The organism is Dyadobacter sp., from assembly GCF_017744695.1.
Lineage (GTDB): Bacteria > Bacteroidota > Bacteroidia > Cytophagales > Spirosomataceae > Dyadobacter.
The window spans coordinates 616,986-638,820 of record NZ_JAGIAS010000003.1; the positions used below are offsets into that span (position 1 = coordinate 616,986).

A 21,835-nucleotide genomic window follows, 5' to 3' on the forward strand; every position below is an offset into this window, starting at 1 on the left:
GGTAACAGATTTTAAAACACAAATGAGCAGACGGTAAGCCGCCTGCCCATTTGTGAACCTTAATTGTATCTATAATTATTGATTTACATAAACACTACCCGCGCTGGCCGACAATGTTACCGGGATACCGCCCCCATTCATTTTACCCTGAACACGGTCCTTCTCCGCCGAGCCGTCAAAGTTTTTGAGCGGGATGGCCACTTTATTACCTCTTAAGTTCAAATCAACGCCTTTATCCAGTGGCATCGTTACGCGCACGCTGCCTGCGGAGGTGGAAAGATCCACATACTTGCCGAGTGATTTCAGTTCCAGCTCAATGCTGCCAGCGCTCGTACTGGCACGCACGCTGCCCGAAACATCGGCCAACCGTACCGAACCGCCCGAAGTTCCGGCGTCGAGCGAACCGTCCACACCCTCTCCGCGGATGCTTCCGCCGCTGGTATGCGCGAGAATATCTCCATTCAGCTTATTCAGTTCAATGCTTCCGCCGGAAGTTTTAAGCTCAATTTTCCCTTTCAATTCATTGGCCTTAATGCTGCCGCCACTGGTATGCAGGTTAATTTCCTTACTGCAATGCGCCACGTCGATGCTACCGCCGGAAGTGCGGCCGTTGATTACGCCATCCAGATCGTCGATTTTCAGGCTGCCGCCGCTTGTCTGGAAATTTTGCGGGCCGGTCAGGGAAGCGATTTTGATACTTCCGCCGCTGGTTTTAAGATTCGTGGCCACATTACGTGGAGCCGTTACTTTGAATGCGATGGAAATATTCCGTTTCTCATTCCATTGCAGGTTATTTTTTCTCTTTGCCGTAGCAATCACTTTGCTGCCTTCGGTACCGATCAGAATATCGTAGTCTTCCAGCCGGTCTTCGATTTCTTCTTTGGTCAGTTCTTTATTGCCGTTCCAGCCATTGCTGCGTATGTACATTTCCACTTTGAAACCATCGGATTGACCGCCCAGTACCGAAATGGAGCCTCCGGAAGTTTCAACCTGTAGTTCTTTCAGGGATGAGCCGTTGAAATTCTTTGTTACGTAAGGTTTGTCATCATCGCCTTGCGCATACGAGCTTACGAAACAAAGCGCGGACAGGACGAAAGTTAGTAATTGTTTAATTTTCATGGGATTCTGTGATTTGTTTGACCAATGATGTAAAACCCCGCCCGCAGGTTGCATGCGATGCTTTTAAAAGTTACATTCAGGTATAGTTTTTGCAGACCAGGTCCAAAATCAGTTATCATCATGAAAACATACCGCGTAAAAGCTGTCCGTGATTCCGAAGAAGAATTGGTATTGGAAATTCTTCAAAACCTCCAAAGAAAAGGAACGATTGTATTCGAAGAAGTCCACGCTGAGCCGGCGCCTAAAGCAACTACACCTGCCACAGAAGAGCAGGTGCAGGAGATTATTGATGAAGCGGAGTTAATACCTTATTATTCCGAACAGGAGGCTAAGAAAATCCTCCATTTGTAAGGGCTATTTTTTGTGGATTTCGATGACTTTGATTTCATCATACGTGGCAGTGCGCCCCCAGCCGCATTGCACGGTATTTTTTGAGCCTGTCAGGCTGTATTTCAAATGGACTGGCGTAAAACTGTAATAATCTTCGATCTTGCCCAGTTCCTTCTCTATTTTGGCGCGGGATGCTTCACTCGGGAGTACCGAGTAGGTCGAATCCTTGGAAACGATCGAGAAGTGCCATGAACAACCGTCGGTAGCGAGCATGTTCGTCCAGGTCGCGTCTGTTTCATAAACCTGTTCGTTAATATCGCCACTTTCGTCATGGCAGCCTATCCAGGCCAGCAAACCGAATAAAACAATCAGGACTTTCATGGTTAAAGGGGTTTAATTGACGGTTAGACACACCCTTTTCCGAATTAGTTGGAAGCAAAGTTACTTTTCTGGCTTTTTAAGAAATCCGGCAAACCATTTCCCCGATTCCTTCACCGTGCGTTGCTGCGTTTTAAAGTCTACAAATACCAGACCAAAACGTGCTGAGTAACCGTGCGCCCATTCAAAATTATCCAGCAATGTCCACGCAAAATAACCGGTAACGTTCACCCCCTCCTGCCTGGCCTTCAGAACGGCACCAAGGTAGTCTGTATAATAAGCCTTCCGCCCCTGATCGTCCACCTTCCCGTCCTGCGGTTTATCTTTAAATGCAGCTCCGTTTTCGGTAATAATCAGCTCCCGCACGCCCTGGTATCGTTGAAACTGCTTCAATATCTCGTACATCCCCGTCGGGCTGATTTCCCACCCCAGGCCGGTCGTAGGAACGTTTCTGAGCGTCGCAGGCACTTCTTTCAGCCACATGACCGGTGCCAGGTACGAATGTTGCACCACCACGCTGAAATAGTTTTGCAGCCCCCAGAAATCAAAATCGAATTTCAACCTTTCGCGGTCGCCCTCCCGCATGAAGCGTTTGATATTGGACAAAAAAGGAAATGCATCCCTGGGATAACCCAGCCCCAATGCCGGCTCGATGAACAGCCGGTTCATAAGCGCATCCGCCCGGCGCGCCGCCCGGATATCTGCGGCGCTCTGGCTATTAGGAACCACGTAAGAGCAGGAAATCGCATTACCTATACGCGCCTCGGGCAATAATCGCCGAAGTACCCGCCCCCCCTCCGCCTGACTGAGCGCCAGGTGATGCACCACCGGCAGGAAGTTATGGATCCCTTTGTTTCCCGGGGCGTGCTCGCCGGTGGTGTAGCCAAGCCCGGCCACGGCCATAGGCTCGTTCAGCACGATCCAGTGGCGCACGCGGTCGCCAAATGCGCGGGCACACACGGCAGCATATTCTGCGAACCATTCCACAATGCGCCTGTTCTTCCAGCCACCCGATTTCTCCAGTACGTGCGGCAAATCCCAGTGATACAGCGTTATCCAAGGCTCTATGCCCAGCACAATGCATTGGTCGATCAGCCGGTTGTAATAATCGATTCCGGCCTGATTTACACGTCCATGCCCGTCGGGCAATACGCGCGACCAGGAAATGGAAAACCGGAACTGCTCAAAACCCAGTTCTTTTACCAATTCCAGGTCCTGCTCGTAACGATGATAGAAATCGCACGCATGCCGTGCGTGATCGCCATTCCGGATTTTGCCTTTCTTTCTTGCAAAAACATCCCAGATACAATCGCTCCGTCCGTCCTCGTGCACGGCTCCTTCGATCTGGTATGCCGCTGTCGCCACACCCCATTTGAAATCACTTCCAAAATCCTCCCGCGACAATGGGCCCGCCGTCGATAGCCTGTATCCCGATTGTTTTATATGTTGATTACTAACTGTTGTCAAGTCTGTGTACCGGTTACTTTCAGACACGAAAGTTAAAACTAATATGTAAACAAAAGCCCTTCGTCCGGAAACTGCGGACGAAGGGCTTTCAAGAATACCAATCCCTGGCTCGAAAGCTTACCTTACCACCAGGATTTTGCGCATCAGCGGACCATTGTTAACTTTCACGTAGTAGGTCCCCTGCGACAGTTTCGTAAGGTCTACTTCGTTGGCCGAATCCGGTGTGGCGTTCAGCACCAATGCACCTGTCTGAGCGTAAACTTTCACATTCGTGATCTGCTGGTTGCTGCTCACTTTAATGCGGTCCACGGTAGGGTTCGGATAAACATTCAGCTGCTCCTGGCCGTCGAAGTTCAGGCTCTTGATGGCGCTGTAAGCGAACGTTTCATCCAGGTCCACCATTTTCAACCGGTAGAGGTTCACGGCAAATGGATTAGTGTGGGTATAGGTGTATGTTTCGAGTTCCTTGCTTTCTCCTTTTGCGTCAACTTGCGCGAGTGCTGTCCAGCTCTTACCATCCTGGCTGTGCTGTACTTCGAAGTAAGCCGAGTTGGTTTCAGAAGTAGTAGCCCAGGTCAGCTGCGCAACCGAGCCTTCTTTTTTCGCAGAGAATGCGGACAATGTTACCGGCAACGGAGGACCTGAGAAAGTAAGACACGCATTGTCTACCAGCAAATCGTTTCCGTTGGACGAAAGCAACACGCGTACAAATTTGCTACCCGACGGAATCGTTCCGCCCAGCGTATACTTTTCGAGGCCCCAGGTTCCACTGTTGAGTGCTTTCGTTACATCCTGCGTTACCTGGCCGAGCTCTACCTGCGCTTCGTTGAGGTATACCAACTGGATTTTCTGGCTGCTGGAAGTGCTGTATGCTGCGTAGATATTCAGCAAAACCTGATTTCCCGTTGTCGTCTGCAATTCTACATCCTGCCAGAACTTACCAGCTCCGCTCAATTTTGCACCGTTTACACCGCACACTGCATAAGTGGGCTCAACGGTCAATGTACCTGTCACGTTCCAGTTGTTCGTACCGTTTTCGAAGCTCGGATTTTGCAATGTGTTGCCGTTACATTCCTGGCAGGTAACCGGCTGCGTAATGTTCGTGCAAATCGCATCTACTTTGAAATAATCACCTGACGAATATAGCAGGAAACGCACTTTCACAGCGCCCGCGGGAGCAGTTGCAGAGATGGAGAATTGTTTCAGTTTGCTGTCAACCACCTGGTAGTTCATGTCCACAACCGCTTCTCCCGAGTTGATCTTGTTTCCGGCACCGTCGTAGAAAGTAAGCTTGAACTGATGTGTCGCACCTGTATTGTGTGTACCCCCGTAAGCAGTCACATCCACTTTCGCTCCCGCTACTACATTAATATCCTGCCAGATAGATCCGGCACCGGTGATCAAACCATTGTAGTTCCCACACATTTTATAAGAGCCGTCGGTACCGAAATTTGTACCGCCCGATTTCGACCAGTCCGCAGTTCCGTTTTCGAAACTTGCATTTTTAATATATTGGTTGGAGTTCACGCAGTCACAGTCAACCGGGGTCGCAGGAGGAGTGATCTTCATACATGCCGCGTCCACTTTGAAATAGTTACCGCTTGAATACAGCAGGAAACGGACTTTTGCAGTATTCGCAGGTGCCGTTGCCGACATCGTGTAAAGGTAAAGCTGATTTCCGCTGCCCACTTCGTAGTTCATGGGCTTCACAACTGCATCACCGATCTGGCTTCCATTTGATGCAAAGAAAATCAGTTTGAACTCGTGCGTCTTGCTGTTATCGTGCGTACCACCATATACGCTCAGATTAACCGTGCTTCCGGCGGCAACGTTGTTAACGTCCTGCCAGACAGATCCGGCACCGGTGATCAAACCATTGTAGCTGCCGCACATCTTATATGCGCCGTCTGTACCGAAGTTGGTACCACTGGATTTCGACCAGCCGGTTGTACCGTTTTCAAAGCTGGCGTTGGTCAGAACGTTGTTGTCACAACCACAGCTGGTCGTGGCATTGGCCTGGAAGGCGAAGCCCAGGCTCAATAGTAAAAGGGTAAAGAGAAACGTAAAATTTTTCATAACGTATTTGATTTGTAATTGATTAGCCGCACCGGCTTTGTCAACAAAATGTACGTCACAAAGGTAAAGATTAGATTCTCTCAAAATAGCACTTTTTTTATATGACAAGTGTGAGGAAATTATGTTTATGTCAATTTTTCAATTATTTCTATATTATATTTTGTAAATATTTCTACAAAAAAATATCTATTTATTTGCATTTCAAGGCCATTTTTAGGTAAAAACATTCTAATAGTATCACAAACTGGTTACATATCACTTTAAAATTAATAATAGCACTTTTTCAATATACCCCCTGAGCTGGGCGTGTGCTGGGCATACACGCCGGTTACTTAAAAACAGAAGAAAATTTCGCCACTTCACCGGCCGCCAGGGTTTTCAACCGGCCATACCAATACCATATTTGTCCGCCTCCAAATCTCGCATAGTCGCAATGGTGACGGCCCCGCAAGTAAAACTTCTACACTTCGAAATGGAGAATGGGTCGTTTTTGACGACGAAATACCTATTTTGGCTAACTAACGGCATTCATGGAAAATGGCCCGTTATGTGGATAACCGTGAGTTTTCACTGAAGAATTTCGACAAAACTTTTTTTTGCTAAAACCCTGGCTTCTACAAGATTTCTATTGACTACGAACAAAATGCAGCCATTTTATGACTGTATTACAGCAGTTTAGCTACATTCTATTCGGATTTACAGACAGCAATATCCAAATAAACTTAGACTGAACACCCCCGAAACAATAGAAAATATTGCCCGATCGCGCGTCTGACAGAACAAACAATGAGGGAAATACCGGCAGGGCCAAATGCCTCTCGAGTTATTTTGACAAGGAGAATCAAAAGCAAAATAGGATTCCAGGCTATTTTTTGTTGCATTTTAAGCTCAAAACCTGCCGCAATAGGCTATTATGAACGCTGAGACCTTCCTATTGGCCTTATCACTGCAGATTTACGGATAACTGTGTATTTTAAGCACGATTTGGCCCCACAAGTCCTCAACCGATTGCTGACATGTTCAAAAGATACCTTGCCATAATGACGCTCGCAGTACTGGCTGCCTCCTGCGGTAAGCGCGAAAATACCAGTACCCATCACAACAGCCTCGACAGCATTGCCAGGGAATACGTCAGGCTCGGACTGTCTGTAGGCCAGTACGATGGCGATTTTGTAGATGCTTATTATGGCCCTGACTCGTTGCGACCGGCTAAAACAGACACCTCTCAGTTCCCGAAAGATGCGTTCCTGCAAAAAACAGCAGCCCTGAAGAAAGTCTTGGCCGCTTTGGCATCCGGCACCGAACAAGACACGCTAACGCGCCGCGCTGCCTGGTTAACTGCCCAGCTCACGGCATTTGAACGACGCATACAGCAGTTCTCGGGCACTTTTGTGCCCTTCGACACCGAATCCAAAGAACTGTTCGATGCTGTGGCGCCGGTTTATGACGAGCAGCATTTTCAGGACCTTATTACAAAGCTCGACCGGCTGTTGCCGGGGCAAGGACCGATTCCGGAACGCTACCAGAAGCTCTCCAATCGTTTCCTGATCCCCCGGGAGAAGATCGATACCGTTTTCCGGGTCGCCATTGCGGAGGCGCGCAGGCGCACGCTGGCGCATTACGCGTTACCTGCGGGAGAGGATTTCAAACTTGAATATGTGCACGACAAACCGTGGTCGGGCTACAACTGGTACAAGGGCAATTACAAAAGCTTGATCCAGATTAATGTGAGTCAGCCGATTTATATCGAGCGGGCTATCGACCTGGCTTGCCATGAGGGTTATCCCGGGCATCATGTGTACAATGCATTGTTGGAAAAGAACCTCTACCGCGACAAAGGCTGGACCGAAATATCGCTCTATCCGTTGTTCAGCCCGCAGTCGCTGATTGCGGAGGGAAGTGCCAACTACGGCATTTCCATGGCATTCCCGGGGAATGAACAGCGGGAATTCTGCAAGAATGTGCTGATCCCGCTCGCCGGGCTCGATACCGCTATGGCCAATGTGTACTTCGAGGCACTGGCGGTACGCTCTGCTTTAAACTACGCCCGCAACGAAGTCGCCCGTGGCCTGCTCGACCGCGGCATGAGCGAACAGGAGGGCAAACGCTGGCTTACCGATTACTGCCTGCTCCCCGAAAAAGGAGCATCGGATTATCTGCGGTTCATCCGCAAATACCGGAGCTACGTGATCAACTACAATTACGGGCAGGACATTATCCGGAAGTACATCGAGGCACAAGGAGGTACGACCGACGCTCCCGACAAACGATGGAAGCTTTTTGAAACGCTCCTGAGCAATGAAAACAGGGCAGGAGACCTTTTAAAGAAGTAAAATGCATTATATTGAACTTCTTTTAACTACTCCCTTTACCCATCTTGAAAAATTTTAATTTACTCACTAAAAAGAACAGCCCTGACATTTTCCAAGCCGGTATCGCACTGATGCTGGCCTCCGTAATCACCGCCGGCGCAGAAGCGCAAACACCGCCCTCTCCCAAAATTTACACTTGCTACCGCGCTGAAAAGAACATCGTCATCGACGGCCGCATAAACGAGCAATCGTGGAAGAAAGCCGCCTGGACTTCCTCATTTGTAGATATTGAAGGGAATAAAAAGCCGTTGCCGCTGCAAGAAACGCGTGTAAAGATGCTTTGGGACGACCAGTACCTTTACATTGCCGCCCAAATCGAGGAGGAACATATCTGGGCATATCAGGACAAAAAAGACCAGATTGTGTACCTGGAAAACGACTTCGAGGTATTTATCGACCCGGATGGCGATACCGACAACTACTACGAGCTCGAAATTAACGCCATCAATAACACATTCGATCTCTTCCTGCCCAAATCCTACCGCAAAGGCGGCAAGGCACAACTTAAATGGGATATTAAGGGCCTGAAATCGGCAGTGTCGGTGAATGGCACCGTCAACAATCCCAGGGATAAGGACAAGCGGTGGATTCTGGAAATCGCTATTCCTTTCGAATCATTGTCTACTGAAAATGTAAAACCGGTAATCCCTGCCGACGGTGCCGAATGGCGGATCAACTTCTCGCGCGTGAACTGGCAGCACGAGATCGGCGAGGATGGCCGATACAAGCGTAAACGCAATGCGGAAACCGGAAAGATCATTCCCGAATACAATTGGGTATGGTCACCGCAAGGCATTATTAATATGCATTATCCCGAATACTGGGGAAAACTGGTTTTCGCCGGAGAAAAAGTTGATAAAACCAAAGGAGTAACCACCGCTCAAAACTGATATAGCATGACCAAACCGGCTATTTTTCTTTTTCTCGCGCTGTTGACCGGGACATTATTCGCACAACCCCGGGCAACCGGCAAGACGGTTGTCGACAAAAAGCTGACAACCGAACTCGAAGCCGCGCTCGCGGGCTTTCACGGGCAGGTGGGCGTGTATGTGCGTAACCTCAAAACCAACCGCATTGCCGCTGTCAATGCCGATTCGCTCTACCCTACCGCCAGCATGGTGAAAGTGCCGATCATGTGCGGCATTTTCGATAAAATCGAAAAAGGGGAAATCCAGTTCAACCGGGAACTGGTTTACCGCGATTCGCTGAAATACGATAACGGCATCGTCGGTTCTTTCCGCGACAGTACGAGGATCGCATTGCCGAAAGTAGTCCATCTGATGATCTCTCAAAGCGACAATACCGGCAGCTTATGGTTGCAGGCGATGGCGGGCGGCGGTGCGGCGATCAACCAATGGCTGGATGGAAACGGGTTTGCGAATACGCGCGTCAACTCGCGCACACCCGGACGGAAGGAGTTTCAGGCACGTTACGGCTGGGGTGTCACTACGCCGCGCGAAATGGCGGAACTGGTAGCAATGATCCGGAACGGCAAGGCTGTCAGCCCTGCGGCGAGCGACCGAATGTACAGGTATCTCGGAATGCAATTCTGGGACGGCGAGGCCATTTCCCAGCTACCGTCGGATGTAAAAATAGCGGCCAAAAGCGGGGCGGTGGACCAGGCGAAATCAGAGGTACTGATAGTGCATGCGCCGCACGGCGACTATGTTTTTTGCATTGCAACCAAAAATCAGGCAGATCAGCGATGGCAGAAGGACAACGAAGGTTATGCGTTGATCCGCCGGGTGTCGGCCATCATCTGGAAACATTTTGAACCCAAAAGCAAATGGAAGCCGGTAGAAGGTTCCGAAAAATTCTGGTTCTGAAAGATCCCGGCAAGTTAAGCTTGCCGGGATTTTACTTAGTGTCCCTCGCTCGATTCGAAGCCAAGGATAGCCAGCCGGTAGGGCGTAGCGGAGACTTTCACCTTATTGATTTTGGACAAATCTGCTGCATTTACCACAAGCAATTCGCCGCTCCTGGGTTGAGTGATGTAAATGTAGCGGGAGGTCGCTTCCAGCTGCGGTTTCTGTGTTTCGTCTTTGGCGGTAGGCCCGGTCACAGTTCCGCTTATTTTCAATGTATTGGTTTTCAGATCATAGACCCGAAGTTCGCCGCTATGCAGCAATGCCACTACATGGTTCCCCGCATAATCGACCTTTGCCTGCATGATGTCGGTATTTGCGAAAACCGGCGTCACCGATTTTGAGGCTACATCGATCATGTACACACCTTTTGAAGCGGTATAACCCAGAAACTTGCCCGCACCTTTTGCTTCCAGAATCGACCCAAACCATGCCTCGCCAAAGTCGGCTGGATGCGGGATAAGCTGCTGATTGCCGGTAGGCTCCACAGCCAGTATACCACTTGCGGACCCGAATAGCGAAACGCTTCCATTGGTCGCATTTCCGTGAATACCCTTGGTTTGAATGGTTGAAGCGAAGAGCGTTTTACCCGAAGCATCGATGATCTTTACACGCTCAGGTAAAGTTCCGGCCACCGAACCGTCTTTTTCCGTAATCGCGTAGGTACCGTTATCGAATTTCGTCATCGCACCATGGTGCGCCACGTTCCCGGCATTGATATGCGTCATTTTCTTGCCGGCGGTGTGAAAATCGGCCTCTTTGGCAATGCTCAGAGTGCCGTCGCCGTCGTTGAAAGTGATGATCTCATCCCCCTTGCTTTTGAAATGGGTAGGCTTGTTACCATCACCCGTCAATACACCGAACTTAGGAGTGCCTTTTACATCTACATGGTCTCCGTGACCTTCAAAACCCGTGTCAAAAAGTTGTACAAAATTGTTGGCCCCACTCAAAATCGCCCCAAAACGCCCGCCTTGCGTGCCATACAATGTCGATTTGGCGTATTGAACTTCGAACTTCTCCGCCGTAAGTTTCACCGGATCCACCAGCGAAAGCTCTTTCGAAATTTCATCATTCACCATTACCCGGATGAACTTGTATTCGGTCTCCTCCACCGGTGTTACATCGTCTTTCTCCTTGTCGTCGCAAGCCACGAGCAACGCGCCGAACGCCATCGATAATACTACTTTGAATAAATGCTTTTTCATAAAAAAATCTTAACATGCAACAATGATGCAAATGTAGTTTTAACCAAACCACAAATGCAACAATGTTGCATATAAAGATTAAAAAAGAATTAAAACAGTCCCTGAGGCTTCCTATCAGGCTATCGCCTCGCGCAACAAGCTCCTGCTTTCTTTCTTCACGAATGTGATGGGCACAAACTCGTCGTTAGGTGCGCCGATATAATAGACCGTCCATTCCGGGTCGTGATGCGCCAGCATTTCGCTAATACAATCGGCACGGTGCGCAACCGGATTGGTACAATCTTCCCAGTAAAACAGCTCGACCCTATAAAACAGGTTCTGCTTGATTCCGTTGATCGTTACCTCAACTTTGATCTCCTGCTTACCTTGAAGCGGCGGGATAGGGATTGCAATGTGGCTCATGGGATTATCTGGTTAAAATTCATTTTAAAAATTGGGAGGAAGGAGGATGGAGGAAAGGGAAGAAAGGAAATCAACAAGACATCGTCCCCTTCCTCCCTACTCCCTTTCCTCCTATTACTCCGCCCGTAGGCTTTTAACGGGGTTCGTCAGCGCAGCCTTGATACTCTGGAAACTGATCGTGAACAGCGCTACCAGCACCGCCAGCGCCCCGGCAACGAGGAACATCCACCATTCGATATCGATCCGGTAGGCAAAGTCGTTCAGCCAGCTTCGTACGGCCCACCAGGCGATGGGCGTTGCGATGAGGATCGCAACGAGCACAAGTTTGAGAAAATCGCGCGACAGCAATGCTACGATGCCCGCTACCGAGGCACCCATTACTTTTCTGACCCCGATTTCCTTAATCCGTCTTTCCGCCGAATAGGATGCCAGCCCGAACAGGCCGAGGCACGATATAAAAATCGCCAGCCCTGCCAGGATACCCACGATCTCGCTCACCTGGCTGTCGGCGCGGTACATTTCGTTGAAATGCTCGTCCAGGAATGAATAGCTGAAAGGCTGGTCCGGGACAAGCTTGTTCCAGGTGGATTGAATGGTTGCGATCGCCTGCTGCGCATTCTTGCCCTTAATGCGCACCGACATTTCGGAATACGACCAGTCCTTCTGGTTGAACATGCAAAGCGTTTCAATTTTGTGGTGCAGGGAGTTAAAGTTAAAATCTTCCGATACCCCGATGATCGTCGACAGCGAGTCCATTCCGGAGAAACCAAACCGCTTGCCGATCAGCGTTTCCATTGTCAGCGTCGGCTCGTCTTTCAACAGCTCCTTAGCCAGCGATTTGTTGATAATGTATGTTTTGGCATTATCTCCTGCACTGTTGGTGAAATTGCGGCCTGCTATCAGTTTGATTTTGTACAAAGACAAGTAGTCGGGATCTACAACCACCTGTGACGAAGTAAGCTCCCGCCTCGCGTGCGTGCCCTGGAACGCCACGCCCGTCTGGTGCAGATTGTTGCCGAGGCGTTGCTGCGAACCGGTAACCGCCTCGATGAACGAACTGGTCAGCAACTCCTGCTTCAATGCATCATATTTCCGATCCGATTTCGAGTTCAAAGGCACAATCACCACCTGCTCCCTGTTGAAACCGGGATCTTTGTTCACCATATACCGCAGCTGCTTGACCGCAAAACCGGTAGCGATTATCAGAAACACCGCACTTGTAAATTGCGCGATTACCAACGCATTCCGGAAACTGCTTTTCCCGGCACGGATCGTACCTTTCAAAACCTTCACCGGCTCGAAAGCCGACAGAAATGCGGCCGGGTATAATCCTGAAAACAGTCCCACAAGTACCGTCCCGGATAAAATCGCCATGAGTAGCCCAGGACTTTGAAATAGTGAAAATTCAAGCTTACGCTGGCTGAAATTGGCCACAGCGGGCATGACCAGTTTGACGACACCCACCGCGAGTATCAAGGCAAACAACGCCAGCAACACCGATTCGCCTATAAACTGTCCCGCCAGCTGAAAGCGCTGCGCACCGATCGATTTGCGGATCCCGACCTCCTTCGCCCGGCCCGTCGAACGTGCAGTCGACAGGTTCATGAAGTTCACGCACGCAATAATGAGCACAATAGCCGCTATAATCGAGAAAACATAGGTGTACCGCTTGTCGAACTTCTGGTAATTGACATAATCATGGGTAATATCCACCGATTGCGCGTGAACGTCGGCCAGCGGCTGCAAAAACAGCTCATAGAACTTCCAGCCGCCCTCCTTCATGTGTTTTTTGAGAAAAGCCGGGAATTTCTTTTCCGTTTTGGCAATATCGGTCCCGGGCGCGATTTCCAGGTAAGTCACAAGCCAGTTTCCGCCCCAGTTTTTCATAAAATCGGGCTTGGCAATGGTGTTGAAGGAAACGAGCGCGTCGAACTGCAAATGCGAATTCGCAGGGGCGTCGTCCATGATACCCGTTACTTTCAGCGTGAGCGTGTCCTCGCCATAATGGTTAATATACTTCCCTATCGGGTCGGCGCTACCAAAGATATTTTTCGCGCTCTTCCGTGTCAGCACAACACTGTTTGGTTCTTTCAAAACCCGGGCCCTCTCACCTTCTGCAAGCGGATAATCGAAGAGTTGAAAGAAATTGGAATCGGTCAGATAAACCTGTGAAAGTTCGATCCTCTGATCGTGGTAATGCATCGCCAGCTTCCCTGCTGTATTTATCCTGACAAACTGCCGGATTTCCGGAAACTCTTCTTGTAGTGTGGGACCCATCGGGAACATCGAAAGCGCCACTTTTTGGGGCGCTACCATTCCCTCGAACTTCTGTACCTCGTCGAGCCGGTAGATGTTTTTGGAATGCATCCTGTCGAAGCTGCGCTCGTAGAAAACGAACAGCATGATGACAATGCACGCAGCCATACTTACGGCCAGGCCCACGATATTGATAGCCGAAAAAACCTTGTTCTTCCAGATGTTCCGGAGGGCGATTTTGAGGTAGTTTTTGAGCATGCTGTTGTTCTGAATAGGGTTAAAAACACCCGGCAACAAATTTATGCCAGCTCAAACAACAACCTAATATTCAATATATTAACCCTCAAAAACAGACAAACACTGTCCGAATTCGGACAATCTTGTTCACCGATGGACAATGCGGAAAAATACTTTACAGAAGCCCTTACCAGCTCTTACGAACACCGATATACCCGCCCGTCCTTCTGGTAAGAACATCGCCATGGTCCGTGGCCACCCGTGCGATAATGCTGGCGTTTTTCAAGCCCCGAACCGCATACTGTGCTCCCAATAGCGATGAGAATTGCCCTCTTGGCGGGTCGAAGTCGGCGCCCGGCGTTCCGAAATTTTTGCTGTAAGAGAGCCTCAGCGTAAGCGCCAGCGAGCGGCCCAGCCTCCCCTGCGCTCCCAGGTAATACACATTCACGCGGTTGTTGGGAAAATACCTGTAATTCCCGAGTTTCGACTGGTCCATATCCTTGCCGGGTATAATAAACGGCGTACCCACAGTCCGGCCCCGGTACGACCATCCTTCCGAGTATTGTGTATGGTTGAAGTAATTGTCGGCTCCCTGGTATTTGCTTCCTGGAATGTAAAATTCGGAACCTGACTGGTCTTTGGTAGTAAGGAATTCCAATGTCAGATGTGTAAGCGCCACATCATTTTCCGGGCCCGGCAGCAGTTTCAGGTTAACGCCATACAGCCCGTCGGGAATGTTCTTGAAAAGCATACTCGAAACGTCCTCGAAGGGATGTTGGTGGTATACAAAAAGCCGGTACCGATCGAGTTTCGTCTCGAAAGCGACGTCATAGCTGCCCAAATGATTCCCAACCCGATAGCTGTCGAACGCTCCGTACCCATTTTTCTCAAACCAGTTTTTGGAAGTAAATGCCAGCACCACGTTCGGGTAAATGGACCACGACGATGGGAGCTCCCCATTTACCGCCAGTTCGGGGTGAAGTTTCAGGTAATCCGAATGTCCCGCCCACATCACATTGTGATTCAGGCCGAGGTAAAACTTGCTTTTGTGTTTACCTAACCTTAAATACAGAAATTTCTGGTGCAGCCGCACGCCCTGGATGTAGTCTGTATAAAACCACCCATGCGCAAATCCTGCATGCACTGCCACAAAGTTCCCTGTGAATTTCAGCGGCGAAAAGCCCACGGTGCCGATCTGTACTTTGGGCACCGGCAATGAATTCCCCGATACCGCATAAAAACCCGACGACAATGTGGTATCGCCCAGCCCCATGACCTCACGCCTGCGTCCCACCCACAGCTCCACGCGCTTGAACCGCACGCTCGCATGCGCCTCCGGAAGCACGACTTCGAACTTGTTTGCTTTGTTATACATTCCTACCGGGCTCACGCCGGCACTCCAATCGAATTTTCGCGGTTTGCTGGTAAGGCTGTCGTAAAAAACATAGTTTCTTCGTGCGGCCGCCTGCAACACACCTGCCGTAGCACGGTCGGGAACCGCCCCAAACTGGTTGGTCCGAAGCCAGAACGGCGTATCGCCATTGGAAGACAAATACGCCCCCGCCTCGACGCCCGCTTCGAGATTGGACACAACCACGCTTTTCTGAGCAAAAAGCTGCCCCGAAATGATTGCAAAAACCGCAACAACGCTGAAAATAAAGGTCCTGCGCAAGTGATTCGCTCGATAAAAGTTTCCCTCCGCAAGATAGGAACCCGCGGAAGAATATTTATTACCGGTGGCGGCGTTTTAACTTAACGTTAATCGTGTGGATTGAGGATGGAGAAGGGAGAAAGAAAGGAGGAAGGGAAAATAAGAATGTCAGTTTAGTCCAAGCAGACAACACCCCATCCTCCATCCACCCTTCCTCCATTCTTCCCTTCCTCCCTACTCCGCCCTAAGGCTCCTGACCGGATTGATCAGTGCAGCCCGGATAGCCTGGAAACTGACGGTCAATAATGTGATCAGCAGCGCTCCCACGCCTGTACCCGCGAAAATCCACCAGGACAGCTCGGTGCGGTAATAGTAGTTTTGCAACCACCCGCTCATGAAATACCAGGCGATAGGTCCCGAAATGACACACGCCAGCATGACCAGCATAACGAAATCGGTCGAAAGTAGCTGCCATAGGTTGACAATGGATGCGCCGAGGACCTTCCTAATGCCGATTTCTTTCGTGCGCTGCTCGGCGACAAAAGATGCCAGTCCAAAAAGTCCTAGGCAAGAAATAAATATGGCCAGCACAGTAAAGAAGGAAGCCAGCTTCCCGATTCGTTCTTCGTCGGCAAACTTTTTCGAAAAGCGCTCGTCGACAAACTGATACGTGAATGGGCTGCTCGGGTCATATTTGCGAAATACGGCCCCTACTTTTTCCAGCGCGTCACTCACCCCTGCCGACGCCGAGAGCCTGATATTGATCACATTCGTATTTCTGTAATTGACCACAAAAAACGCCGGGCTATTCTGGCTAAACGGCGACTCGCGTACCATGTCCTTCACCACCCCGATCACCCTGAATTCCTTTCCACCCCAGTTCAGGATCGATTCAAGCGGCTTTTTAAGGCCCATCAGCTTCAATGCTGATTCATTGATAATCATCGCGGTTGAATCCGAAGGGTAAGCACGGGAGAAATCCCGGCCCCGGGTTAACTCCCATCCCGCCGTTTTACCATAATCATGCGAAATGTGGTTCGACATCAGCAACGGCACCGCGTCGGGGGCTTTGCCCGGCCACCTCAAATTGGTCACCCCGCCGGACTGTGTCGTCATGGAGCCCGACGATTGCGAATAACCGCTCACCACGCCGGTATTCATCAGGTCGTTTTTCAATGCATCATAATGCCCGTGCAGCGCCGGGGTTGTCATAGTCACTTCGATCAACCCCTGCCGGTCGTAGCCAACCGGACGGTTTTTAGCATGCTGTATTTGCCTGAAAACAACCACCGTACCGATGATCAGCGTCACCGACACGGTGAATTGCATCACTACCAGCACTTTCCGCGGCAATGCGGCAAACCGACCTGCTTTAAATGTTCCTTTCAACACTTTTAGCGGTTGGAAAGAAGACAGATACAGTGCGGGATAACTTCCGGCAATGAATGCGGTGAGCAAACTAAAGGCAATCCCGGCAACCCAGAACAGTGGCTCAGTCAATGGCAAGGTGATTTTCTTCTCCGCTACTTCATTGAAAGCCGGCAGCGTCAGCCCTGCCAAAACCAGTGACAACACAAATGCGACCATCACTACCAGCACCGACTCACTGAAAAACTGGCTCACCAGCTGCACCCGCACCGAGCCGATCGCTTTGCGGATACCCACCTCTTTGGCACGCTTTTCAGACCGGGCGGTACTCAGGTTCATGAAATTGATACATGCCAGCAGGAGCACAAAAACGCCGATCGTCCCGAACAACCACACGAATGTGACCAATCCGCCGGTATTCACGCCATTCTGGAAATCCGAATACAGGTGCCAGCGATCCATCGGATGCAGAAAAAACTCGGGTTTGTAGCCCGGCGGGTTCTCTCTTTTCATGCGTGAATCTTTGATTTTGGCAGAAACCGCCGCGAAATCAGCTTCTTCGCGAAGCTGCACGAATATCTGGTAGGAATTTTCGTCCCAGTTTTTTTCCGCTGCTCTTGCGGATTCATTGGTAGCAATAAAAAGGTCCCACGGCGCAAGCACCTGCGTATCCCTGAATGAGCTGTTGTTGGGAAGTTCTTCAAATATCCCCGCCACCTTCACATCGCGGTTGCTGTTGAGCTTTACAATCCGGTTCACCGGATCGGCATTCCCGAAAAGCGAGCGGGCAAATGATTCGGAAAGCAGGATCGAATTCACATCCCCCAGGTTATCGCTACCGGCAACAATCCGGATCGACATCATTTTCGTGAAGGAAGGCTCCACATATTGCCCCGATTTGGAAAACATCTTATCTCCATTCGAAACAACAATATCGCGGTAAACTGATTTGCTGACTTCCGCAAAGTCGGGATATTTTTCCCGCATATCAGCCGCCAGGGGTAGCGGTACCACGTTATAGGACGACTTCTCCGGCCCGAACTGTACAAACTGCCACACTTGTCCGATACGCCCATGATTCCGGTGATAGCGGTCGAACGACACCTCATCGTAGATCCAGAGCCCTATCAGCACGGCCACAGCCATTCCCACCGAAAGCCCGCCGATATTGATGGCGGAATACCCCTTGCTTTTCAGCAAGTTCCTTAATGCGATTTTGAAGTAGTTGTGTATCATGTTTGTTGAATTTTTCTGACGAATAAATGGCCGACTATGGACCGCCGACCGCTGATCTATGTTACCATTCTATCTTGGGCTGACCATGGTCTATCGTCCATGGTCAACGGTCATTCCGACCTCAAACTCTTCACTGGATTCATCAATGCCGCCTTAATGCTCTGGAAACTGATCGTGGCGAGCGTAACAAGTACCGCAGCCAGACCTGCACCCAGAAACACGAAAGGACTGATATTAATATGGTAGTTATATTTGGCAAGCGGAATGTCGTTCAAACTGAATGTAATATTCTCAAAACCAACATTTTTCAAAAAAGGCAATGCAAGCTCCACAATGAGTAGCGCGATCACAAAGCCCAGGAATGCCGTGAGTATCGACTCTGTGAGGAACTGTGCGATGAGCTGCTGCCGTTGCGAACCGACCGCCTTCCGAATACCCACCTCCCGCGCCCGCTTTTCCGAACGCGCCGTACTGAGATTCATAAAGTTAATGCAGGCAATGAGCAACACGAGCATGCCAATCACCGCAAAGAGCCGCACGTATTCGATCGCGCCGCCCGAATTTACCCAATCCTTGAACTCGCCGAACAAATGCCATTTCGGCATCGGATGCACAAAAAGCAGGCCTTCTTCCCGATCTTTCATCTTTGTTCGCACCAGATTGGCAATGCGGGCCGAAAATGCCTCCGGCGTAATGCCGTCGTTCAGTAGCACATAGGTTTGAAGAAAATTGTTACCCCACTGATCCAATGATCCCCGCACAAAGTCGGAAGTCGCGATATTCAGTTCATAAGGCATCAGGTAGTCGAACTGCAACGACGAATTCCTGGGAACATCCTTTAATATGCCCGTCACCATTACTTCAAACTGGTTGTCGACCCGGATCACCTTCCCGACCGGTTCCGCGTCCCCGAACATCGCATGTGCAAGCGACTCCGTAAGAACAATCGAATAAGGGTTTTTCAAAACCTGCTCCGCATTGCCCTTGACGAGCGGAAATGTGAACATTTTCAGGAAGTCGGGATCGGCATAATGACCCTGCCTGCTCAATTTTTGGTCACCCGCTACCAGGCTGTGCTTATCGCCCCAATCGAGTCGCGTAACATACTTTACTTCTGAGAAATTCGTGCGCAGCTCCGTTGCCAGCGGCAGCATGATGCCATCTTGCGTACCCTTATGCCCATTAAAGCGTGTCTTTTTCATAACCCTGGCGATGCTTGCCCGGTTCTCATGAAAATTATCGAAGCTCCATTCATACCGTACCCAAAGGCCGATCAGCAGCGCCATCGCCATTCCCGTCGCCAATCCCAGAATATTGATCGAAGCGTATCCCTTGTTTTTCACAAGGTTTCGAAGTGCGATTTTGATATAGTTTTTCAGCATTATTTTGTTTGTTTAGGAAGAAAGGAAGAAGGAGGAAGGGAAAAGGAGTCGTGACCCCTTTCCTCCATCCTCCCCTTTCTCCTTATTCCATTCTTAAAGATTTAACCGGATTCATCAATGCCGTCCGCACGGACTGAAAGCTCACTGTAAGCAGCGCTATCAATATTGACAGCCCTGAGGCCGAGAGGAATATCCAGGCACTTATTTCGACTTTGTAAGGATAGTTTTCCAGCCATTTTTGCATGGCATAGTAGGCGGCCGGGAAAGAGAGCATGAATGACAGGGCCACGAGTCGGACAAAATCCGTGGATAACAATGCCACAATGCCCGCAACGGATGCTCCAAGCACTTTGCGGATACCGATTTCCTTGGTACGCCGCTCCGCCGCGAGCGTGGCGAGGCCAAACAACCCGATGCAGGAAATGAAGATCGTCAGCACTGCGCCGAAAAGCATGATCTGCTTCCACCTGGCTTCTGACTCGTAGCTTTTGAGATTCGCTTCGTCCACAAACTGATAGGTGTAAGGAACCAGTGGGAAAAGCTTGCGGAATGTCTTTCCAATGTGTGCGAGGCTGGCCGATTCCATACCCGGCCTGATGCGGATAAACACTTTCCCAAACGCATTCCCCGGTTTCATGGTAAAAAGCTGCGACCTGATATCGGTGGTCAGCGACTGGAAATGATAATCTTTCACCACGCCCACCACGGTATACTTCTCGCCGGGGTTATACCAGAAATCCACCTCTTGCCCCAAAGGCTTCTTCCAGCCTGCCTTTTTAACAAATGTCTCATTCACCAGTACAGCCTTCGTTGAATCCGAAGCCAGGGCAGCTGAAAACGTTCTCCCCTCCACCAGAGGTATTTTCATCACTGACAGGTAATTGGAGCCAATTGTTTCGTATGAAAACTCCGTTTCCGTCCCTCCATTGATCTTTGCTATCGTCCCCCATTGCCCGCCGTTTTTGGGCGTCACGGCTGTAATCGACTGGCTTTTCAACAATTCGTCGGTCAGCAACCGGGCTTCCGGCCGCGTCAGGTTTTGCTTTTCAATACTGATCAGGTTCCGGTCGTCATAACCGAGCTCCATATTGGTCAGAAAATTGAATTGCGAACGCATCGTAAGCGTGACAATGATCAGAAATGAGGCAAGCGCGAATTGAACTACTACCAATCCTTTTTGCAGATAATTCCTGCCCGAAAAGTTAAATCGGCTGTAAAGCGTTTTCACCGGATCGTAGCCCGACAGTACCACGGCCGGATAGAAGCCAGCGAGCAAGGCAGTGAGTACAAACAATGCAATATACCCTGCGATTAGCTTCCAGTCGAAGAGGTACGAAAGTGCCAGGGCCTTATTGGCGAGGTGATTAAATGTGGGCAAAACGGAGTCCACCAGCAGGATCGCCAATACAAATGCCGCAAAGCACAACACGAAGGATTCACCCAGGAACTGGGCCGCAAGCTGGTGCCGCCCGCCGCCGACCACTTTCCGGACGCCAATTTCCTTGGCACGTTTCAGCGAACGCGCGACGGTCAGGTTCACGAAATTGATGCATGCGATCAGCAGGATAAACAATGCAATGCCCGAAAGAACGTAGGAAAACAAGGGCTTGCTACCATTCACAAGACCATTTTCAGCACCTAGCTGCGAATCGAGGTGAATGGCCGTAAATGGCTGCAGCCCATAATACCGCTTGTTTTTAAGGCCATACTTCTCTGCCACATATTTCATCGCATCGCGGGCATCGGATTGGTAAATGCGGTTCATCGTCGCGTTCACGGCTTTGATATTTGCCCCGGGAGTAAGTTTCACAAAGGTGTTGAGCGAGCTGTTAAACCACGCCTCACCCCGCATTTCCGACTCATTAACGGGCAACAGCTGTAAAAAATCGAATTGTATCGACGAATTCTGAGGACATTTGGCGGCAACGCCGGTCACTACGAAAGGTTCGAAAGCGGCATGCTCATCAAACGAATCCTTGAATAGCATGGTCTTACCCAGCGCGTTGACGGTGCCAAAATGCTTCTTGGCCATTTCCTCCGAAATAACGACGGATCGCGGCTGGGATAGCGCGGTAAGCGGGTTGCCGCCGAGGAGTGGGAAAGAGAATATCCTGAAAAAATCACGGTCGGCCTGGTAAACATCCTGGCTCACCACCTGATCACCGAGCTTCACATCATTCCGGTGCTGCCTGTAACGGGTAAACGCCTCGATCTCCGGCGTTCCTGCCGAAAATTTAGGTCCGGGCAGATAACCGGTAATGGCACTCGTATTTTCCAGCACCCCGGCCGGGTTTACCGATTTGAAAGTAATCCTGTAAATATCCGGATTATTGGCATGAAAGCTGTCGTAACTCACCTCATCCTTAGTGTACAGCATGATCAGCATCGCGGCTGCCAGCCCGATACTCAGTCCGGTAATATTAATCACCGAATAGACCTTGCTTTGCGCAAGTGTCCGGAATGCGATTTTTAAATAGTTCTTGATCATGGC

General features: G+C 50.1%; 15 protein-coding genes. 4 read left to right on the forward strand and 11 right to left on the reverse strand.

The annotated features are described in order from the left end of the window. Positions 1-75: 75 nt before the first annotated feature. The gene (locus tag J7619_RS14660; protein ID WP_291199530.1) at positions 76-1,119 is read right to left on the reverse strand and encodes a hypothetical protein; all 1,044 of its coding nucleotides are present in this window, start codon (positions 1,117-1,119) and stop codon (positions 76-78) included. Between the two features lie 120 nt (positions 1,120-1,239). On the opposite strand from J7619_RS14660, the gene J7619_RS14665 reads away from it, so the two are divergent. Further along, complete coding sequence (locus J7619_RS14665) at positions 1,240-1,470, forward strand: hypothetical protein (protein ID WP_291199533.1); 231 nt, start codon at positions 1,240-1,242, stop codon at positions 1,468-1,470. A 3-nt stretch (positions 1,471-1,473) separates the two neighbouring features. Here the strand turns inward: J7619_RS14665 and J7619_RS14670 are convergent, their stop codons facing one another. The 3 genes from J7619_RS14670 to J7619_RS14680 form a co-directional block, all read right to left on the reverse strand. After that, the gene (locus tag J7619_RS14670) at positions 1,474-1,830 is read right to left on the reverse strand and encodes a hypothetical protein (RefSeq protein WP_291199536.1); all 357 of its coding nucleotides are present in this window, start codon (positions 1,828-1,830) and stop codon (positions 1,474-1,476) included. Between the two features lie 60 nt (positions 1,831-1,890). Next, complete coding sequence (locus tag J7619_RS14675) at positions 1,891-3,294, reverse strand: GH1 family beta-glucosidase (RefSeq protein ID WP_291199540.1); 1,404 nt, start codon at positions 3,292-3,294, stop codon at positions 1,891-1,893. A gap of 117 nt (positions 3,295-3,411) precedes the next feature. Further along, complete coding sequence (locus J7619_RS14680; RefSeq protein ID WP_291199543.1) at positions 3,412-5,370, reverse strand: T9SS type A sorting domain-containing protein; 1,959 nt, start codon at positions 5,368-5,370, stop codon at positions 3,412-3,414. Between the two features lie 1,016 nt (positions 5,371-6,386). On the opposite strand from J7619_RS14680, the gene J7619_RS14685 reads away from it, so the two are divergent. From J7619_RS14685 to J7619_RS14695, 3 genes are read left to right on the forward strand one after another with little or no spacing between them, the layout of a single operon-like run. Next, positions 6,387-7,703, forward strand: a complete 1,317-nt coding sequence (locus J7619_RS14685) for a hypothetical protein (RefSeq protein ID WP_291199545.1) — start codon at positions 6,387-6,389, stop codon at positions 7,701-7,703. A 44-nt stretch (positions 7,704-7,747) separates the two neighbouring features. Then, positions 7,748-8,632, forward strand: a complete 885-nt coding sequence (locus J7619_RS14690; protein WP_291199547.1) for a carbohydrate-binding family 9-like protein — start codon at positions 7,748-7,750, stop codon at positions 8,630-8,632. A gap of 6 nt (positions 8,633-8,638) precedes the next feature. After that, a complete protein-coding gene (locus tag J7619_RS14695; RefSeq protein WP_291199550.1) occupies positions 8,639-9,568 on the forward strand; it encodes a serine hydrolase in 930 nt (309 codons plus the stop codon). Between the two features lie 35 nt (positions 9,569-9,603). Here the strand turns inward: J7619_RS14695 and J7619_RS14700 are convergent, their stop codons facing one another. From J7619_RS14700 to J7619_RS14730, 7 genes are all read right to left on the reverse strand, one after another. Continuing rightward, entirely contained in the window at positions 9,604-10,812 is a 1,209-nt protein-coding gene (locus tag J7619_RS14700; RefSeq protein WP_291199553.1) for a hypothetical protein, read from the reverse strand. Positions 10,813-10,926: 114 nt separating this feature from the next. Continuing rightward, a complete protein-coding gene (locus J7619_RS14705; protein ID WP_291038095.1) occupies positions 10,927-11,214 on the reverse strand; it encodes a hypothetical protein in 288 nt (95 codons plus the stop codon). A gap of 114 nt (positions 11,215-11,328) precedes the next feature. Then, positions 11,329-13,728: an ABC transporter permease gene (locus J7619_RS14710; protein WP_291199556.1), complete on the reverse strand. Its 2,400-nt coding sequence runs from the start codon at positions 13,726-13,728 to the stop codon at positions 11,329-11,331. Positions 13,729-13,894: 166 nt separating this feature from the next. Continuing rightward, complete coding sequence (locus J7619_RS14715; protein WP_291199559.1) at positions 13,895-15,379, reverse strand: capsule assembly Wzi family protein; 1,485 nt, start codon at positions 15,377-15,379, stop codon at positions 13,895-13,897. A gap of 213 nt (positions 15,380-15,592) precedes the next feature. Continuing rightward, positions 15,593-17,962, reverse strand: coding sequence for an ABC transporter permease (locus tag J7619_RS14720; RefSeq protein WP_291199562.1), 2,370 nt, complete (start codon positions 17,960-17,962; stop codon positions 15,593-15,595). A gap of 110 nt (positions 17,963-18,072) precedes the next feature. Next, positions 18,073-19,344: an ABC transporter permease gene (locus J7619_RS14725; RefSeq protein ID WP_291199565.1), complete on the reverse strand. Its 1,272-nt coding sequence runs from the start codon at positions 19,342-19,344 to the stop codon at positions 18,073-18,075. Positions 19,345-19,426: 82 nt separating this feature from the next. Next, positions 19,427-21,832, reverse strand: a complete 2,406-nt coding sequence (locus tag J7619_RS14730; protein WP_291199568.1) for an ABC transporter permease — start codon at positions 21,830-21,832, stop codon at positions 19,427-19,429. Positions 21,833-21,835 lie beyond the last annotated feature (3 nt).